The organism is Ochrobactrum sp. A-1, from assembly GCF_022488005.1.
Taxonomy (GTDB): domain Bacteria; phylum Pseudomonadota; class Alphaproteobacteria; order Rhizobiales; family Rhizobiaceae; genus Brucella.
Genome location: NZ_JAKVQC010000007.1, coordinates 487,632 through 503,720 on the forward strand (window position 1 = coordinate 487,632; position 16,089 = coordinate 503,720).

The following is a 16,089-nucleotide window of genomic DNA, read 5'->3' on the forward strand; positions in this document are numbered from 1 at the left end:
CGGAATTCTGCGTATTGAATGTCGATCATTTAATGCAAATGATTTGCAATAGCACTTGCTTGCAGAACAGTGATCAGTTATGCAGCTGCAACTGATTAGCAATAAGGATTAAACTATGCTGCAACGTATATTGCGAACAACGGCTCTCAGCCTCATAAGTGGAGCGTTTCTCTGGACGAGCGCCAATGCTGCTTTTGCGGAGAAATTCAAAGCTGTGACGACATTTACCGTTATCGCTGATATTGCCCAGAACGTTGCTGGCGACGCCGCAACGGTTGAGTCGATCACGAAGCCGGGTGCAGAGATTCATAACTATCAGCCAACCCCCGGCGACCTGATCAAAGCGCAGGATGCCAAACTGGTTCTCTGGAATGGTCTTGGGCTGGAACTATGGTTCGAAAAATTCTTCTCACGTCTCAAAGACATTCCGAGTGTAGTTGTCTCTGACGGTGTTGAGCCGATCGATATTAGCGAAGGGCCTTATAGCGGCAAGCCAAACCCGCACGCATGGATGTCGCCCAATGCGGCTCTAATCTATGTCGATAATATACGAGATGCATTCGTTAAAAACGATCCCCAAAACGCTGATATCTACAAGGCCAATGCCGAGACTTACAAGGCGAAGATTAGGGCCACAATCGATCCCATCCGAGCTGAACTGATGGCTATTCCAGAAGACAAGCGCTGGCTTGTTTCCAGTGAAGGTGCATTTTCCTATCTCGCGCGGGATTTCGGTCTGAAGGAGCTTTATCTCTGGCCAATCAATGCCGACCAGCAAGGTACTCCTCAACAGGTGCGAAAGGTGATCGATGCGGTACGTGAAAACGGCATTACGGCTGTCTTCTCGGAGAGCACCGTCTCCCCTGCTCCAGCCGAGCAGGTGGCCCGCGAAACCGGCGCAAAATATGCCGGCGTTCTTTATGTCGATTCCCTTTCAGAACCTGATGGCCCCGTACCAACTTATATCGACCTCTTGAAGGTCACTTCGGGTACGATTGCTGAAGGCCTCAAACAATGAATGCTCACGTGGACCTTCACGCAAAGACCTCCGTCGCGCCGAATAAGAGCGCGACCGATGGTATCCATGTGAGGGAGGCGACCGTCACATACCGCAACGGTCATACGGCTCTGCACAATGCAAGTTTCGCAATCCCAACCGGAACGATTACAGCGCTCGTCGGCATCAATGGGTCCGGCAAGTCGACCCTCTTCAAGGCGATCATGGGGTTTGTGAGGCTCGCCAAGGGCGAGATATCCATTCTCGGAATGCCGGTTGGAACTGCGCTCAAGAAGAACTTTGTGGCTTATGTCCCACAAAGTGAGGACGTTGACTGGAACTTTCCGGTTCTCGTCGAAGATGTCGTCATGATGGGCCGCTATGGCCACATGGGCATGATGCGCATCCCGCGCCGCTCTGACAAGGAAGCAGTAGAGAAAGCGCTTGCTCGCGTGAATATGCTTGAGTTTCGCCATCGGCAGATCGGGGAACTTTCGGGTGGACAAAAGAAACGGGTGTTTCTCGCGCGAGCACTCGCACAAGACGGGCGCGTCATTCTTCTGGACGAACCCTTCACTGGTGTAGATGTAAAGACCGAAGAAGCGATCATCACGCTTCTTCGCAGTTTGCGAAATGAGGGGCGCGTGATGCTGGTTTCGACGCACAATCTCGGCAGTGTTCCTGAATTCTGCGACCGAACGGTATTGTTGAAACGAACGGTTCTTGACTACGGACTGACCGCTGAAGTGTTCACACAGGCAAATCTCGAAAAGGCTTTCGGCGGGGTGTTGCGCCATCTCGTACTCGGCGCGACCGATCGTTCAGGTCGGGCTGCAGTCAGTGTTATCACAGACGATGAACGCCCGTTCGTTGTTTATGAAGGTGAGGACTCCGCCACCAGCAAACGGAGCCAGGAACAATGACCCTATTGCTTGAGCCATTCAGTTATAGCTACATGCTGAATGCGATGTGGGTTTCGGCATTGGTTGGCGGTGTCTGCGCCTTTCTTTCAGCTTATCTCATGCTGAAAGGTTGGTCGCTCATCGGCGACGCCCTTTCACATTCCATCGTTCCCGGCGTCGCTGGCGCCTATATGCTCGGACTGCCCTTCTCCATTGGAGCCTTCTTTTCAGGTGGCCTCGCTGCAGCGGCAATGCTTTTTCTCAACCAGCGGACAAAGCTGAAGGAAGATGGCGTCACGACACGAAAGTGTTGGATCTGTCCGACTTTTGAGAACGTATGGTGATCACGCTGCGAGGATAGATGTTTCGCGCCGCAATGGCCTGAGATCAACGCCGTCTGTTGGGGTCCAGATGTAATCGCCGGTGAGACTGATGTGCTGCCAGCCGAGTGGGGTAATGTGTTTGATGATGTCAAGCGGCGTGGGAATGCCCTCGCGGTTGAGCTCGGCGAACGCCGGTTCGAGATAGAGTGTGTTCCAGTAGACGATGGCGTTGATTAGCAGGTTCAGTCCAGATGCTCGGTAGAACTGGCTCTCGAAAGTCCGGTCGCGCAATTCTCCGAGGCGATTGAAGAACAGTGCGCGGGCCAAGGTGTTCTGGGATTCGCTCTTGTTGAGGCCGGCCGTCGCGTTCCTGCGCATTTCGGGGTTCTGCCACCACTGGGGCAGAAAGATGGACCGATTGATGCGACCGAGATCGCGTAGCGCCAACGCCAGTCCGTTCTGGCGTGGGAATGCGGACAGCTTTGCCAACAGGGTCGAAGGCCGAACCTGCCCGGAACGGATCGTCGTGACCAGCCGCAGGATGTCGTTCCAGTTTGCCTTGATCCGCTCGACGTTGATGTGCTCGCCAACGAGCGGCGCCAGGTTTTCGGGAGGCGCGTCGCCCGGGAAGAGATAGAGCTTGCGATCCTTGAGACCGCGCAGCCGAGGCACAATCTGGAAACCAACGAGATGGCAAAGGGCGAAGCTCATATCGCTTACCCCGCCGGTATCGACATAGTGGGTTTCGATGGCGAGATCGCTGCCATGATAGAGCAGTCCATCGAGGACATAGATGGCTTCGCTCGCATTGGCATTCATGGCGATGATGTAGAAAGCGCCGTACTGGTCAGAGGTGAACCGGTAGAATTTGGCGCCGGGGTTGGGACCATAGCGGCCGTTGAGGTCGCCGATCGCCTCGGCGTGTCCGCCCGCCGGAAAATACTGGCCATCGGAGGATGACGTTGTTCCATCGCCCCACAAGCTTGCCAGAGGCAATTGCCTCTGGGCGTTGACGAGAATGGCGTGCGCGGCCGTGTAACCTTCCTCGCGAATATGCCAGTCGTGCGCCCAGGCGAGTTGGCGCATCGTAATGCCGGGGGAAACGTCCGCCATTCTCGTGAGACCGAGATTGATGCCGTCCGCCAGGATGGCGGTGAGGAGCGCAAGCTTGTTGTCGGCCGTCCGACCGCTGCGCAAATGGGTAAAGGCGTTCGAAAATTCCGTTCGGGCGTCAACCTCGAGCAAAAGGTCAGTGATGCGGATCGCAGGCAGACGGCTTTCCACCTTTAGCTTCAGCGACTTGGCGATATCCGGAAACATAGCCTTGTGCGGCGTGACGCTAAACCCCGCCCCGGTCAGTTCTACATCGTCGAGCTCGCCGGCTGCGGCCAGACGCGAGAGGTCAGCCAGTCCATCGTTCAGCAGCTGGCGCTGTTGGCGAAGATAAGTCTCGACATCGGTATCAACGGCGATTGGAAGCGCTCCTTCCTCACGCATCAGCTCGAATGTCGGCGTGGGAATGAGAAAGCTTTCGAAAGACTGGAAGCGTTTGGCTCCTTCCACCCAGATATCGCCCGCATCGAGCCGGCGCTTCAATTCGCTGAAAAGGCAAAGCTCATAAGCCCTGCGATCAATCTTTCCATCTTTGAGTATGAGAGGCATCCAGCCCTTCGGCGCAAAGGAGATCGGTGCCTTGTCGGGTATGGTCCTTTTGCCCGTACGATATAGACCCGCGACCACGGATAGCGCCCGCAAGAGGTTCGCCGCCACTGCGTGACCGCGGAACACGAGAGTGGAGAGAAACTGTGGCGCCAGTTTCCTGATCGTCGGATAGCGCTGGAGCATTTCGATTTTACCGTCGATAACATCCGGCGCGATCAGCGTATCAACCGCCTGGACACTGGTTGCAAAAGCTGGCCATTGGATGACCAGATCAAGCGCTTTGGCCATGTCCTCACCCTTCTCTCTGGCCTTGATGATCGCATGGCAGACTTTTGAAACGTCCTTCAACGGCGTCTGCACTTCCCGAACGGATCGGGTGACGCGAGCAGCCGCCTGGTTATTGGCTCGCCGCGTCAGGATGCCCATGAGTTTCTTGAACATGTCGATCGCGCAATCGGTGAGATGGCGGGAAAGGTGGAGCACTGTTGCAGCCAGGACAGCATGTCGGCGTTCGGTGTTAAGGTCGCGCAGATGCTGCGCGCTCATTCGCGTCCCCTCTGCAGCAAATTCGTCAAAGACCTTGGCCGGAATTCGATCCATCAACGTCGTCGGCAGGTTCAGAGACCGGAGAAAACGAATGCGCTCGGCAATTCTGTCGAGGTTGACGGCGGCTGGCGACAATGCCGGCGTTCTCGCCCAGGCAAGAATGGTCACGCTTGTCCCCTCACGCGGATCGAGAAGCTTGTCCAGATCGAGCTTTTGGCCTTCTGAGATCCCGCCGGCCAAGGCCCGATGAGCAATACGAATGCCGCGCCTGATTGCCACATGAATGATGGCTTCGAGCGCTGGCCGCGCTGGCAAAAGAATTCTCCTGCGTCGCAGTTCTTCCACGACCATATCCGCCAATACATCGGCCTGGCGCAGGGTTTGCGCGGCAGGTGTCAGCCAGCCTGTGAGTGCCCGCACGTCCGAAGGCACAAACGGACGCATCTGCATTCTGTAGAAAAGCAGGGCCAGATGCTCGCGCCGCGTCTGTGGGCGCTCGAAATAACGATCGATCTCATGGTGATCGACGCCGATCTGCCGCGCCAGAAATCGTAAGACGCCAGCCGGCAGGACCTCGCCATCCGCAAGCGGTCGGCCAGGGTATCGTAGCGTGGCCAGAACACAGGCGAGGCCCAGTCTGTTCGAGGCCTTGTTCTGTCGCATGATCAGGTCGAGATCCGATCGATCCAGCGTGTAATGTTTGGCGATCTCCCTTTCGTTATCCGGGATGATCGTCGCCTGTTGCCACCATGCCTCGCTCAGTAATGCTCTTCGCGCCATTCTCTGATCTTCCCGTTTCGCCGCGGAGAGTGCAGCGAAACGGAAAATGCGTGTCCGACAAACGAACGTTTCGCGGCATCCACAGTTCTTGTCCGCAAACCTTGTCATGAAACGGCAAATCGGACAATGTCCGAATTCAACGGAAAAACGGACAAACCACGTCTCATGACCTCTATCGGCTATGCAAGGGTCTCCACCGGCGAGCAGGACACCGCCCTGCAACTCGACGCTTTGCGCAAAGCAGGTTGTGAAAGGCTGTTCGAGGATAAGGCATCCGGCGTGAAGACTGACCGCCCCGGATTGGCTGAGGCGATCCGCTACGTTCGCGACGGCGACACGCTCACAGTCTGGAAGCTCGACCGCCTCGGCCGGTCGATGAAGCACCTCATCGAGATCATCACCGAACTGGAGGCCAAAGGCGTCGGCTTCCGATCCATCACCGAAAACATCGACACCACGACATCCGGCGGTCGCCTGGTCTTCCACCTGTTCGGCGCGCTGGCACAGTTCGAGCGCGATCTGATCCGGGAACGAACACGTGCCGGTCTGCAAGCCGCAGAGGAACGCGGCCGACGCGGTGGCCGACAAGTCGTCGTAACCCCGGACAAACTTGCCAAAGCCCGCCAGCATCTGGCGGCCGGTTTGAACGTCCGGGAAGCCGCGGCCCGCGTGAAAATAGGGAAAACCGCCCTCTACGAAGCTCTCAAGGCCGAAAAAGCAACGACAACCACGGTCAAACCAACCTGAGTTCCGGATACGTTCTTAAAAGTCGGACAGATTCGCCACTTTCGTGTCGTGACGCCAAGATGCGATCATCGGCCTGATCTTTTCGTCGTTCTTCGGGCTTGGTCTCTTCATGATCTCGCTGAAGCCAACGGCTGTCAGCATTCAAACCATCGTTCTTGGTAATATCCTCGCCATCACGCCAGAAGACACGCTGCAGTTGGCAATCATCGGCTTCGTTTCTCTGTCGCTTCTTCTTTTGAAGTGGAAAGACCTGATGGTGGTGTTCTTCGATGAAAACCATGCACGTTCGATTGGTCTCAAGCCCAATCTGTTGAAGATCATGTTCTTCACATTGCTGTCGGCATCGACTGTCGTCGCCATGCAGACGGTAGGCGCCTTTCTCGTCATCTGCATGGTAGTGACGCCCGGCGCAACCGCGTATCTGCTGACCGACCGATTTTCGCGACTGCTATGGATTGCTGTCGCTATCGGCGCCATCACAAGCTTCACAGGTGCCTATGTGAGCTATTTTCTGGATGGCGCGACGGGAGGCATCATCGTGGTTCTCCAGACGCTGGTTTTCCTCAGTGTATTTTTGCTTGCTCCAAAACACGGACTGCTGGCTGCACGCCGCAAAGCTGTAATTGCTCTCAGGGAGTTCCAGCAATGACCATTCTAGATATGCTGGCCTCGCCGTTTCAGTTCGAGTTCATGCGCTATGCACTGGCTATTTCCGTGCTCATCGCGATACCAACAGCATTGCTGTCGTGCTTTCTGGTCCTCAAGGGCTGGTCATTGATGGGTGACGCGATCAGCCACGCGGTTCTTCCAGGTGTGGTTGTCGCCTATATCATTGGAATACCTTTCGGGATCGGAGCCTTCGTAGCGGGCATGGCCTGCGCCCTTGCAACCGGCTACCTCACTGAAAACAGCCGTATTAAGCAGGATACGGTGATGGGCATCGTATTCTCCGGTATGTTCGGCCTCGGTCTGGTTCTTTATGTTGCGATCCGCTCGACAGTGCATCTCGATCATATCCTGTTCGGCGACATGCTCGGAATAACATCCGGCGACCTGATCGAAACGGCCATTATCGCCGCACTGACCGCCGGCATTCTTGTCGTCAAATGGCGAGACTTCCTGCTGCACGCTTTCGATCCGGCACAAGCCAGAGCGGTCGGTTTACCGGTCCGCCTTCTGCATTACGGTTTGCTTTGCCTGATTTCGCTGACGATTGTCGGCGTTCTGAAAGCCGTAGGTATCATTCTGGCCATTGCCATGTTGATTGCGCCAGGTGCAATTGCGTTTCTGCTCACACGCAAGTTCAGCACCATGATGCTGCTCGCCGTGACAATTGCAGTCAGCGCATCCTTCTTCGGTGTCTATCTGTCTTTTTTTATCGACAGCGCACCCGCTCCAACAATCGTTCTGCTGATGACTGTTATGTTCTTCGCCGCGTTCATCTACTCTTCCCGGCGAAATGCCAAATTCGAAGAGCGTGCAGAAGAGTTTTGCTGACGGCTGATAACAAGCCGGTTCCTGTACACTCTCCGTCAGGCCCGCTTGCGTGCGACGTGGATAGCTTTGCAAAGCTGTCCACGTCTTCGCCTTTACGTCATACAGCTGTTATGAAATCTCGTTAAACAGCCTTCAAATGACGTTCCATAATGGAACTCAAGACAGTTTTTCCCGCGCAATTTCAATTTGCGGCTTGTCGAGGTTGTTTAAAGATGCTTCAATCCGATTTGCACGGCTGTGCAGAAAAAATAAAATCAGCCGGCGATCCTGGGGAGGAGACGCCTATGCCAGCGTTTTTGGAGGTGGCGGACGCGCGCGTTCGCTATGGCAATAATGAAGTTCTCAAAGGCGTGAACCTATCCGTCAAGAAGGGGGAGTTCGTCGCGCTTCTCGGCTCTTCCGGTTGCGGTAAAACAACACTGCTGCGCGCGATAGCGGGCTTCAACATGCCATCAGGCGGCGCAATCCGGGTAGACGGCAGAGATGTCACCCGACTGCCGCCGGACAAGCGCGGCATGGCACTTGTCTTCCAGTCTTACGCGCTCTGGCCGCATATGACTGTCACACAGAATATGGGCTATGGCCTGCGTATTCGCGGCGCTTCGAAGGAGACGATCAAGCAGAAGGTCGAAGAAGTCGCTCGCCTGCTGGGGCTGGACTCTTTACTGGAGCGCAAACCCGCCGCCCTTTCCGGTGGACAGCGCCAGCGTGTCGCCCTCGGGCGCGCCCTCGCCATTCAGCCTGACATCCTGCTTCTTGATGAGCCGCTCTCCAATCTCGACGCACGCATCAGGCTATCGGTGCGCCATGAGATCAGCGCCTTGCAGCGTCGCCTCGGCATCACTGCAGTTCATGTAACGCATGATCGGGAAGAAGCCATGGTCATGGCCGACCGCATCGTCATCCTCAACGAGGGCGAAATCGCCCAGGCGGGCGCTCCTGAAGAGGTCTACAATCACCCGGCTTCGGATTTCGTCGCAGCATTTATGGGCGCTGAAAATCTGATCGAAGTACCAATCCAGATCAAGGCTGACCGTATCGAGATCGCAGCAGGGGCGAACAACAAAGCCAGTACCATTTCGGCAGGACGTCGAAATCTGTCCGACGGTATGGCATCGGCACGTTTCCGCAGCGAAGCTGCCCACCTCTGTGCGCCAGGGACTGATCGAAACACCCCGACGCCCGAACTAGCGCTCGACGGTACGGTCGAGCAGACCAGTTATCCCGGCGGCCTTTGGAGGCATATGATCCGCGTTGGAGATCGACACATCATGGTCGACGCTCAGGAAAGCCACCAACCCGGATCCAATGTAGAAATCCGCATACCCGAGCATGCTCTGTTTCTATTCGACAAATAGCCAAGCGCCTGTGGCGTTTTCGTAAGCGTGATAATGCGTCGTTTAGTTAAAGAAGGCCAGAGAGCGGAATACGGCAGCCGTCAAATTTCAGATGCACAGCTGTGCATAGTAAACTTGATTTCTGCCGACGCCAATACGGGGAACCCCGTTCGAATTCGTTTTCATGGGCAATTTTGCCCGTGGATGCCATTGTTCCCGATAAACACCACTGATGCGCTGCATCTTCTTTCAATCATAAGACCGGGATACCCGGTTCAGACAGGAGTCCTTTTCATGAGAACTATCCTGAACGCGGCAATGGTAATCGGCCTTACCGTTGCACCCGCCGCTGCTGATGAGCTTACCGTCATCACCGCAGGCGACCAGAACATGGTCGATTATATCAATCAATATCTTGGACCGTTGTTCGAGAAAGAGAACCCCGGAACGACCGTTCGTGTTGTTGGCACAGGTCCCGGCGATGCAGGCTCGCAAAAGGTGCTCGAGCGTTTTGAAGCCCAATCCAAGGCCGGCGTGGAAAAATGGGACACCGACGTTGCTGTCGTCCACGAGAAATTCGTCGGACCGATGGTAACGGCAAAGTTTCTCGAAAATTATCGCGGCAAAATCGACAGTGGCAAGTTGGTGACACGCGAGAACGCGAAAATGGCACTCGGCACCGACGTCGACGGTTACGTCATGCCGATGTTCAACAGCCAGACCGCACTCGCTTACAACCCTGCTCTCGTTGCCAATCCTCCGAAGAGCTATGACGAACTCGTCGCATGGGCCAAGGAAAACCCAAAGCAATTCGGCTATAACGGCATCAAGGGCGGTGCCTCGGGCGTAAGCTTTGTCATGGGCTGGATTTATGCTTATGGCGGCGACGCAGACAAGCTGATGAAGGGGCCATTCGAAGAGGGCGAAGCGAAGAACTGGGACAAGGCATTCGCCTCGCTCAAGGACTTCACGAAGAATGCCACCCTCACCCCCGGCAATGCTGGCACACTCGACATGTTGAGCCGCGGCGAAATCGCGATGGGACCAGTCTGGGTGGACATGTTCTATTCGTGGAAAGCGAATGGTCAGCTTCCGCCAGAAATGAAGCTTGTCCTGCCTGCTCCCGGCATGCCCGGTCAGCCAATGCATTATGTGATCCCGGAAAAGAGCGCGCACAAGGAATTGGCAGAAAAATTCGTCGCATTGGCGACGAGCCCGAAAGTACAGGCCGAAGGTATTGTGAAGCGCTTCAACTGGTATCCGGGCATCGATGCCGACCACGTCAAGGCAGAGCTTGACGGTGAAACCTGGAACAAGCTCTTCACCGATATTTCGCCGGATGACCTTGCGAAATATGGCAAGCCCTTCCCGATCGCACCTTATAACACAGCGATTCTGGAAGCTTATGAGCGTCAGGTCGGCAATTAAGCCCGACAATCCTGCCGTCTATCGGAGTGCTTGGACAAACGCGGTTTTGTTCTAAGCGCTCCGAAAGCAATGCCGGACACGCAATCACAGCGTCGCCAGCGTGTCCGGCATGTATTTTATTTTTATGAGGTTTCGAATGTCGCATCGACTGACGGGGATTCTTCTTGTCGCGCCCGCACTGGCGATCGTCCTGTTGTTGTTCATCGTACCGCTTTTCGGAGCAATCACGGGAGCTTTCTACGTTTCCGGTGGATGGGGAACCGGCAATTTCACCAAAGCATTCGAACTTTATTCCAGCGACATCATCTTCACTTTTGTCATTGTCACGCTGTCGTCGCTGCTGATCTCGTTATTCTCTATCGCTATCGGTGGTTATCTGACACTTGGCTCCAACCCGCGCGCTGTTACTGTTTTGCGCTGGTTGTATCGGTGGCCGCTTTTCATCCCCTTCATCGTCGTTGGCCAGATACTTCGCACCTTCCTTGCCAAGAACGGGTTAATGAATAGCCTGCTCATCGAAACAGGGCTTTTAACGCCCCTACAGGCCATGAGCTTCCTTGACTGGCGTGGGATCGTCATAGCATTCGTCTGGAAACAGACACCATTTGTCACGCTGCTGTTGGCCGGTGCCATGGCATCCATTGATCGCAGCACAATCGAGTCCGCTCGCAATCTTGGCGCTGGACGGCTGCGCATTCTCATCGAGATCGTCCTCCCTCAAGTCCGCCAGACATTGCTCGTTGGGTTGATACTGAGCTTTGTCACCATGATGTCCGTTTTGTCCGTGCCTTTGATGATCAACGCCCAGTCGCCGACGATGATCACAGCGAATATGGCATTTCGTATCAATGCTTACGGAGATTACGGCGTCGCAAATGCGCTGGGTACGATCTCCCTTCTCATGACCAGCCTCGTCGCCTGGATTTACCTCCGCCAGACCATGAAGGAACACGGCCAATGAGCAAAACCATTGACTGGCGCTGGATACCACGCGCCATATTGCTTGGCCTGCTCGCTTTTGCGATTTTCGGACCGCTTGCCAATCTGCTTCTGTGGGCCGTGGCTGAGCGTTGGTATTTTCCACATACACTGCCGATTCAATATGGATTTTCATTCTGGGCGAATGTGTTTTCGCCTCGTGGCAACGCGCTCTCGTCACTTGGCACGAGCGTGCTTATTGCAGGCCTGACAGTGATCGTTTCACTCGGCCTCGCCATTCCAGCCGGTTATGCTCTCGCGCGATTGAAACTGCCGTTTCGCGGGCTGATCCTGCTGACGCTGCTGATCCCGCAGGCTTTTCCAAACCTGCCCGTTTACGTAAACATCGCGCAGATGTTCTACTCGTTTGGACTGAATGGCACGATCACAGGTGTCGTTCTGGTCCATGTGACCCATGGGCTGGTCTATGCTGTATGGATCGCAACGGCGGCGTTTTCAGCAATTGATCGTGAGCTTGAAGAAGCCGCGCGCTCAATGGGCGCTTCAGCCCTCAAGACATTCTTCGACATCACCCTGCCAATAGCCGCACCCGGTTTGCTTGCAAGCGCGATCTTCGTCTTTCTTGAATCGCTTGATGAGTTCACCGGTACTTATTTCGTCGGCGCCCCTGATATTTCCACTCTGCCCTTGCTGCTCTATACAGCGAGTTCCGGCGGCAATTATCAAATCGCTTCCATCAGCGCATTGATATTGCTGGTGCCATCAATTGCCTTCATGTTCGTGGTCGAGCGCTTCCTCAGGGCCGATGTCCTTTCAAAAGTAGGGCGATAAAATGCCAGATAAAGAAACGCAGCGAGAACAGGACAGCGCGGATAATCAACCACGGTTCATCAGTGCGCATGAAGTCGCACTTGAGGCAGGCGTCTCTCGCTCTGCGGTGTCCCGAACCTTTACACCGGGTGCCAGTGTCTCGCCTGCAACACGCGAGAAAGTGCTGAAAGCCGCCGAGAAGCTTGGCTATCAGGTCAACGACCTTGCGCGCGGCCTCCTAGCCAATCGCAGTCGTATCGTCGGAATGATTGCGGCAGACCCGGATAGCCCTTTTCGTTCACGCCAGATTGCAGCACTTTCCCGTCGGCTTGCAGCACGCGGCAGTGTGCCGGTGTTGATCCCGACCGGCCAGCATGGAGAAAATCTCTCTGCCGCCCACGAAACGCTGCTGCGTTATCGCGCCGAAGCGACGGTGGTTCTTTCCGGCATGCCCTCCTCTTCATTTGTCGAGCTGGCGCAGCGAAACGGCCAGACCCTGATCCTCGTCGGGCGAACCGAAGAGGGAGCCGATCATATTCATATCAACAATCGACTTGCCGCCGAAACGGCTGTCGAAATTTTCGCTGCACGAGGCATGAAAAATCTCGGCCTCATAACGTCGAATGTCGGCAGCCTCAATCTGGTTGAACGTGAGGAAGCTTTCATCGCCAAAGGCAAGAGCCTTGGATTGAGCGTCAGTGTTCAGCGCGGCAACCTGACCGATTACGACGGCGGCTACGGCGCAGCGTCTCTGCTACTCGGTGAGCGAGAGCGTGTCGAAGGTGTTTTTTGCGTCAACGATCTTATGGCATTCGGCCTGATGGACTGCGCGCGTGACGTTTTCAATCTTTCCGTTCCCGACGATATTTCAGTCGTTGGTTTCGACAATGTCACAGAAGCACGCTGGGGGGCCTATCGGCTAACAACATTCGACCAGAATGCGGAACGCCTCTCTGCCGAAATCATCCGCCTGCTGGATGAGAGGCAGGCTGCGCCAAATGCGCCGCCTCAGACAGTTGTACTCGAACTACCACTCATTCTGCGGAACAGCGTCAGACCACTTAAAAGCGAACGCAGCGTTCGAGGGATGCCAAATCAATGACTTTCCACTCCATCTGGTTGCGTCCTGCACGCGATGACCTCAAATTTCTTGAATCCATTGTCGCAGAACTGGCAGGTCGCTTTGCTTCGCCCGTATTTGAACCACACGCGACACTCATACCCGATATGAAACGCTCGGCAGACGAATTATTGCCGCTGGCGCTTAGCCTTGCGGTCGGCCGCAAACCTCTGGATGTCCTTATTGAGGACGTGACAGGAACAGAAGCTTATTTCCGTTCTTTCTACGCCAAACTGCAGAAAACACCTGCACTGATGGCACTGAAACAGGATTCACTAGGCGTATCCGGAGAGAAAGACATCTCGACTTTCCTCCCACATGTTTCGCTTGCCTATGGCGTTATCGATAAGGCTTTGCGTGCAACAGAGATGGCTCGCCTGGCAAGATCACTCGCTGGTCGCAATCTGCGCTTCGACCGGATGGTGATCGTCAGTTCCTCAAGCGAGACGCCAATCGATCAATGGATCGAAAAACACGAAATTTATCTCGCCGGATAGAAAAGCCCGCCAGTTGGCGGGCTTTTCTATCATGCATTTTTAATTGGCTTAAAGCGGACGTGGATACTGTCGATAGACCTTCTCAATGTCGCTCAGAACATCATCAGACAACTTGACCTGATGGGCCGCGATATCGGTCTTCAACTGATCGACGGTTGTGGCGCCGATGATGGTCGAGGTCATGAACGGACGTGTCAGTGTGAAGGCAATCGCCATCTGGGCAATGTCGAGACCGTGCTTCTTCGCAACATCGATATAGGCGCGAATTGCGGGTTCTGAGTGAACATTGTTCCGCCAGATGCCGCCTTCGGAAATGGCTGCGCGAGAACCGGCCGGCAGCTTGCCGCCCAGATATTTCCCGGTCAGCACACCAGCTGCAAGCGTCGAATAGGCAAGCAATCCAACGTCTTCGCAGAGCGCCAGTTCTGCCATGTCAAAATCGAACTGTCGCTGCAGAAGACTATATTCATTCTGGATTGAGGCGATGCGCGGCAGGCTGTGCTGTTCGGCCAAACGAAGCCACTGCATCGTTCCCCAGGCTGTCTCATTCGAAAGACCAATATGCCGGATTTTTCCATCCCGAACCATATCTCCGAGTCCGAGCAGAACGTCATGCATCTGTTGGGTTTCTGCGGTTCCGTCTGTCTTAGACGGATCAAAGCTCCAGCTCTGGCCAAAGTGGTAATGAGCGCGCATCGGCCAATGGACCTGATAAAGATCGATATAGTCCGTCTGAAGCCGCTTTAGGCTATTTTCCACCGCTTCACGAACGCTGTCACGGCTTGGCCTGGCGCCGTCTCGAATCCACTTCTGTCTGCCGCCGCCAGCAATCTTGCTTGCCAATACGATCTTGTCGCGTTTTCCGGATTTCTTGAGCCAATTGCCGATATATGTCTCAGTCTTGCCGTAGCTTTCCGGACTCATAGGAATGGCATATCCCTCAGCGGTATCAATGAAGTTGATCCCGGAATCGAGAGCAATGTCGAGCTGCTCATGAGCGTCGGACTCGGTATTCTGTACGCCCCAGGTCATGGTGCCGAGGCAAATTTCAGTGACAGTAAGGCCGGTACGGCCCAAAGGCTTCATTTTCACGAGAATTTTCCGGATCGATTGTTCGCGACTGCGCGAAATGAGAACGGGACCAATTGATAGCCCCGCTTTGCCGTAACTGACAAGCCTGTCACCAAACATTTAGATCAAATTATAGAAACCGTTCTGCCGAATAGGGTTTCGGATCAACGAATGGCTCTTCTCCGACGAGTATTTCAGCGAGTAAGCGTCCTGTCGCAGGTCCAAGCGTCAATCCGTGATGGGCATGGCCGAAATTGAACCAAAGGCCCTTATGTTTTGGCGCAGCCCCAATCACCGGGCGCATATCAGGCAGGCAGGGGCGCAATCCAAGCCACGGCGTCGTTTCGATGGCCTCTCCCAACTGGGGCACAAGCTGGCGTGCTATTTTCTCGTCCTTCTTGAGTTGTATATGGTTGGCAGGCGCGTCAGGCGAAGCGAACTCTATGCCTGTCGACAGCCGCACACCCTGCACCATTGGGGCAAGAACATAACCTGCTTCTTCATCCACCACCGTATGACCGAGCCGCGAGCCGTCCTTCATGGAGAAATGAAGATGATGACCGCGCTTGATGCCGAGCGGTATTGGATAACCGAATTTCCTGAAAATGAGGCCGGATTGCGGACCGAGCGCCACGACGACGTCACGCGCATGGATAGTCCCCCCGTCCGTCATCACCTGCCAGCCATTCTCATTTTGTGCCAATGTCGCGGCATCTCCGTGAACGAGGACGCCACCATTCCTACGGAACAAATCAGCATAGGCTTTAACCAGCCCACCGGGGTTCACAACAGTCTTGGGGTCGAGCCAGTGAATGCCGCCGGCCACATCGCCAAGCGACGTTTCACGCTGGCGCAATGCTGCCGCATCCAGAATGTCATAGGACAGTTTGAAACGCTGCAGATCGGGCAAACGGCGCACCGCTACGTCGAATGCCGAAGCTGTCCGGAACACTTCGATCCATCCTTGGGACCGGATCAACCGTTCACTGCCTGACTGAGCCACTAAAATATCATGCTCGCGGACGCTCGCTTCAATCAAGGGCAACATGGCATTCGTTGCAATCTTCAGCCGCTCCGGCGACGATTCCCGCCAGTATTGAAACAGCCAGCGAGCCATCTTCGGTATGTAAAACGGGTTGTAACGAACGTCTGAGCGACGATTCATACCGTAGCGGATAAGCGTCCAGAAGCCTTGCGGAAAGGAATAGGGGATAACGCTCGATCGCTCGATCAGACCGGCATTGCCGAAACTGGTACCCTCGCCTGGAGCGCTCTTGTCGATCAGACAGACTGAGCGGCCTCGCGCCTGCAGATGTAGTGCCGTGGACACGCCAACAATACCCGCGCCCAGAATGATGACATCTTGTTGCTGAATCGGCATTTCCGGCATCCACAAAATCAAACAAATAAACGCGCCGATTGCAGCCGGCGCG

The 16,089-nt window shown here is 55.1% G+C and carries 13 protein-coding genes and 2 pseudogenes; 12 read left to right on the forward strand and 3 right to left on the reverse strand.

The features are described from left to right. The first annotated feature begins 115 nt into the window (after positions 1-115). The 3 genes and pseudogenes from MKS82_RS20235 to sitC all read left to right on the forward strand — a co-directional run. Complete coding sequence (locus MKS82_RS20235) at positions 116-1,018, forward strand: metal ABC transporter substrate-binding protein (RefSeq protein ID WP_109986561.1); 903 nt, start codon at positions 116-118, stop codon at positions 1,016-1,018. Continuing rightward, entirely contained in the window at positions 1,015-1,920 is a 906-nt protein-coding gene (locus MKS82_RS20240; protein ID WP_240579202.1) for a manganese/iron ABC transporter ATP-binding protein, read from the forward strand. The genes MKS82_RS20235 and MKS82_RS20240 overlap by 4 nt, the downstream gene beginning before the upstream one ends. Continuing rightward, positions 1,917-2,195, forward strand: a pseudogene (gene sitC, locus MKS82_RS20245) (iron/manganese ABC transporter permease subunit SitC); the annotation flags it as partial. The gene MKS82_RS20240 and the pseudogene sitC, both read left to right, overlap by 4 nt. Positions 2,196-2,243: 48 nt before the next feature. Here the strand turns inward: sitC and MKS82_RS20250 are convergent. Beyond that, positions 2,244-5,210 (reverse strand): Tn3 family transposase, encoded by a 2,967-nt coding sequence (locus MKS82_RS20250; RefSeq protein ID WP_109614870.1) that lies wholly within the window; start codon positions 5,208-5,210, stop codon positions 2,244-2,246. Positions 5,211-5,375: 165 nt separating this feature from the next. Between MKS82_RS20250 and MKS82_RS20255 the strand changes: the two genes are divergently transcribed. From MKS82_RS20255 to MKS82_RS20295, 9 genes and pseudogenes are all read left to right on the forward strand, one after another. Continuing rightward, entirely contained in the window at positions 5,376-5,957 is a 582-nt protein-coding gene (locus tag MKS82_RS20255; protein ID WP_109614887.1) for a recombinase family protein, read from the forward strand. Positions 5,958-6,009: 52 nt separating this feature from the next. Next, positions 6,010-6,606: pseudogene (locus MKS82_RS20260) on the forward strand (metal ABC transporter permease); the annotation flags it as partial. After that, positions 6,603-7,454 carry a metal ABC transporter permease gene (locus tag MKS82_RS20265; RefSeq protein WP_109986559.1) on the forward strand — a complete coding sequence of 284 codons (852 nt, stop codon included), beginning with the start codon at positions 6,603-6,605 and terminating at the stop codon, positions 7,452-7,454. The pseudogene MKS82_RS20260 and the gene MKS82_RS20265, both read left to right, overlap by 4 nt. Before the next feature lie 284 nt (positions 7,455-7,738). Next, entirely contained in the window at positions 7,739-8,812 is a 1,074-nt protein-coding gene (locus MKS82_RS20270; protein ID WP_109986558.1) for an ABC transporter ATP-binding protein, read from the forward strand. Positions 8,813-9,085: 273 nt separating this feature from the next. Next, the gene (locus MKS82_RS20275) at positions 9,086-10,219 is read left to right on the forward strand and encodes an ABC transporter substrate-binding protein (protein ID WP_176037811.1); all 1,134 of its coding nucleotides are present in this window, start codon (positions 9,086-9,088) and stop codon (positions 10,217-10,219) included. A gap of 136 nt (positions 10,220-10,355) precedes the next feature. Further along, positions 10,356-11,180 carry an ABC transporter permease gene (locus MKS82_RS20280; RefSeq protein ID WP_109986556.1) on the forward strand — a complete coding sequence of 275 codons (825 nt, stop codon included), beginning with the start codon at positions 10,356-10,358 and terminating at the stop codon, positions 11,178-11,180. Next, positions 11,177-11,989: an ABC transporter permease gene (locus MKS82_RS20285; RefSeq protein WP_109986555.1), complete on the forward strand. Its 813-nt coding sequence runs from the start codon at positions 11,177-11,179 to the stop codon at positions 11,987-11,989. The genes MKS82_RS20280 and MKS82_RS20285 overlap by 4 nt, the downstream gene beginning before the upstream one ends. A gap of 1 nt (position 11,990) precedes the next feature. After that, complete coding sequence (locus tag MKS82_RS20290) at positions 11,991-13,070, forward strand: LacI family DNA-binding transcriptional regulator (RefSeq protein ID WP_109986554.1); 1,080 nt, start codon at positions 11,991-11,993, stop codon at positions 13,068-13,070. Then, complete coding sequence (locus MKS82_RS20295) at positions 13,067-13,585, forward strand: haloacid dehalogenase (protein ID WP_109986553.1); 519 nt, start codon at positions 13,067-13,069, stop codon at positions 13,583-13,585. The genes MKS82_RS20290 and MKS82_RS20295 overlap by 4 nt, the downstream gene beginning before the upstream one ends. A gap of 48 nt (positions 13,586-13,633) precedes the next feature. Here MKS82_RS20295 and MKS82_RS20300 read toward each other — a convergent pair whose 3' ends face one another. Then, positions 13,634-14,671 (reverse strand): aldo/keto reductase, encoded by a 1,038-nt coding sequence (locus MKS82_RS20300; RefSeq protein ID WP_109986649.1) that lies wholly within the window; start codon positions 14,669-14,671, stop codon positions 13,634-13,636. 115 nt (positions 14,672-14,786) lie between these two features. Then, positions 14,787-16,037, reverse strand: a complete 1,251-nt coding sequence (locus tag MKS82_RS20305) for an NAD(P)/FAD-dependent oxidoreductase (RefSeq protein WP_109986648.1) — start codon at positions 16,035-16,037, stop codon at positions 14,787-14,789. Positions 16,038-16,089 lie beyond the last annotated feature (52 nt).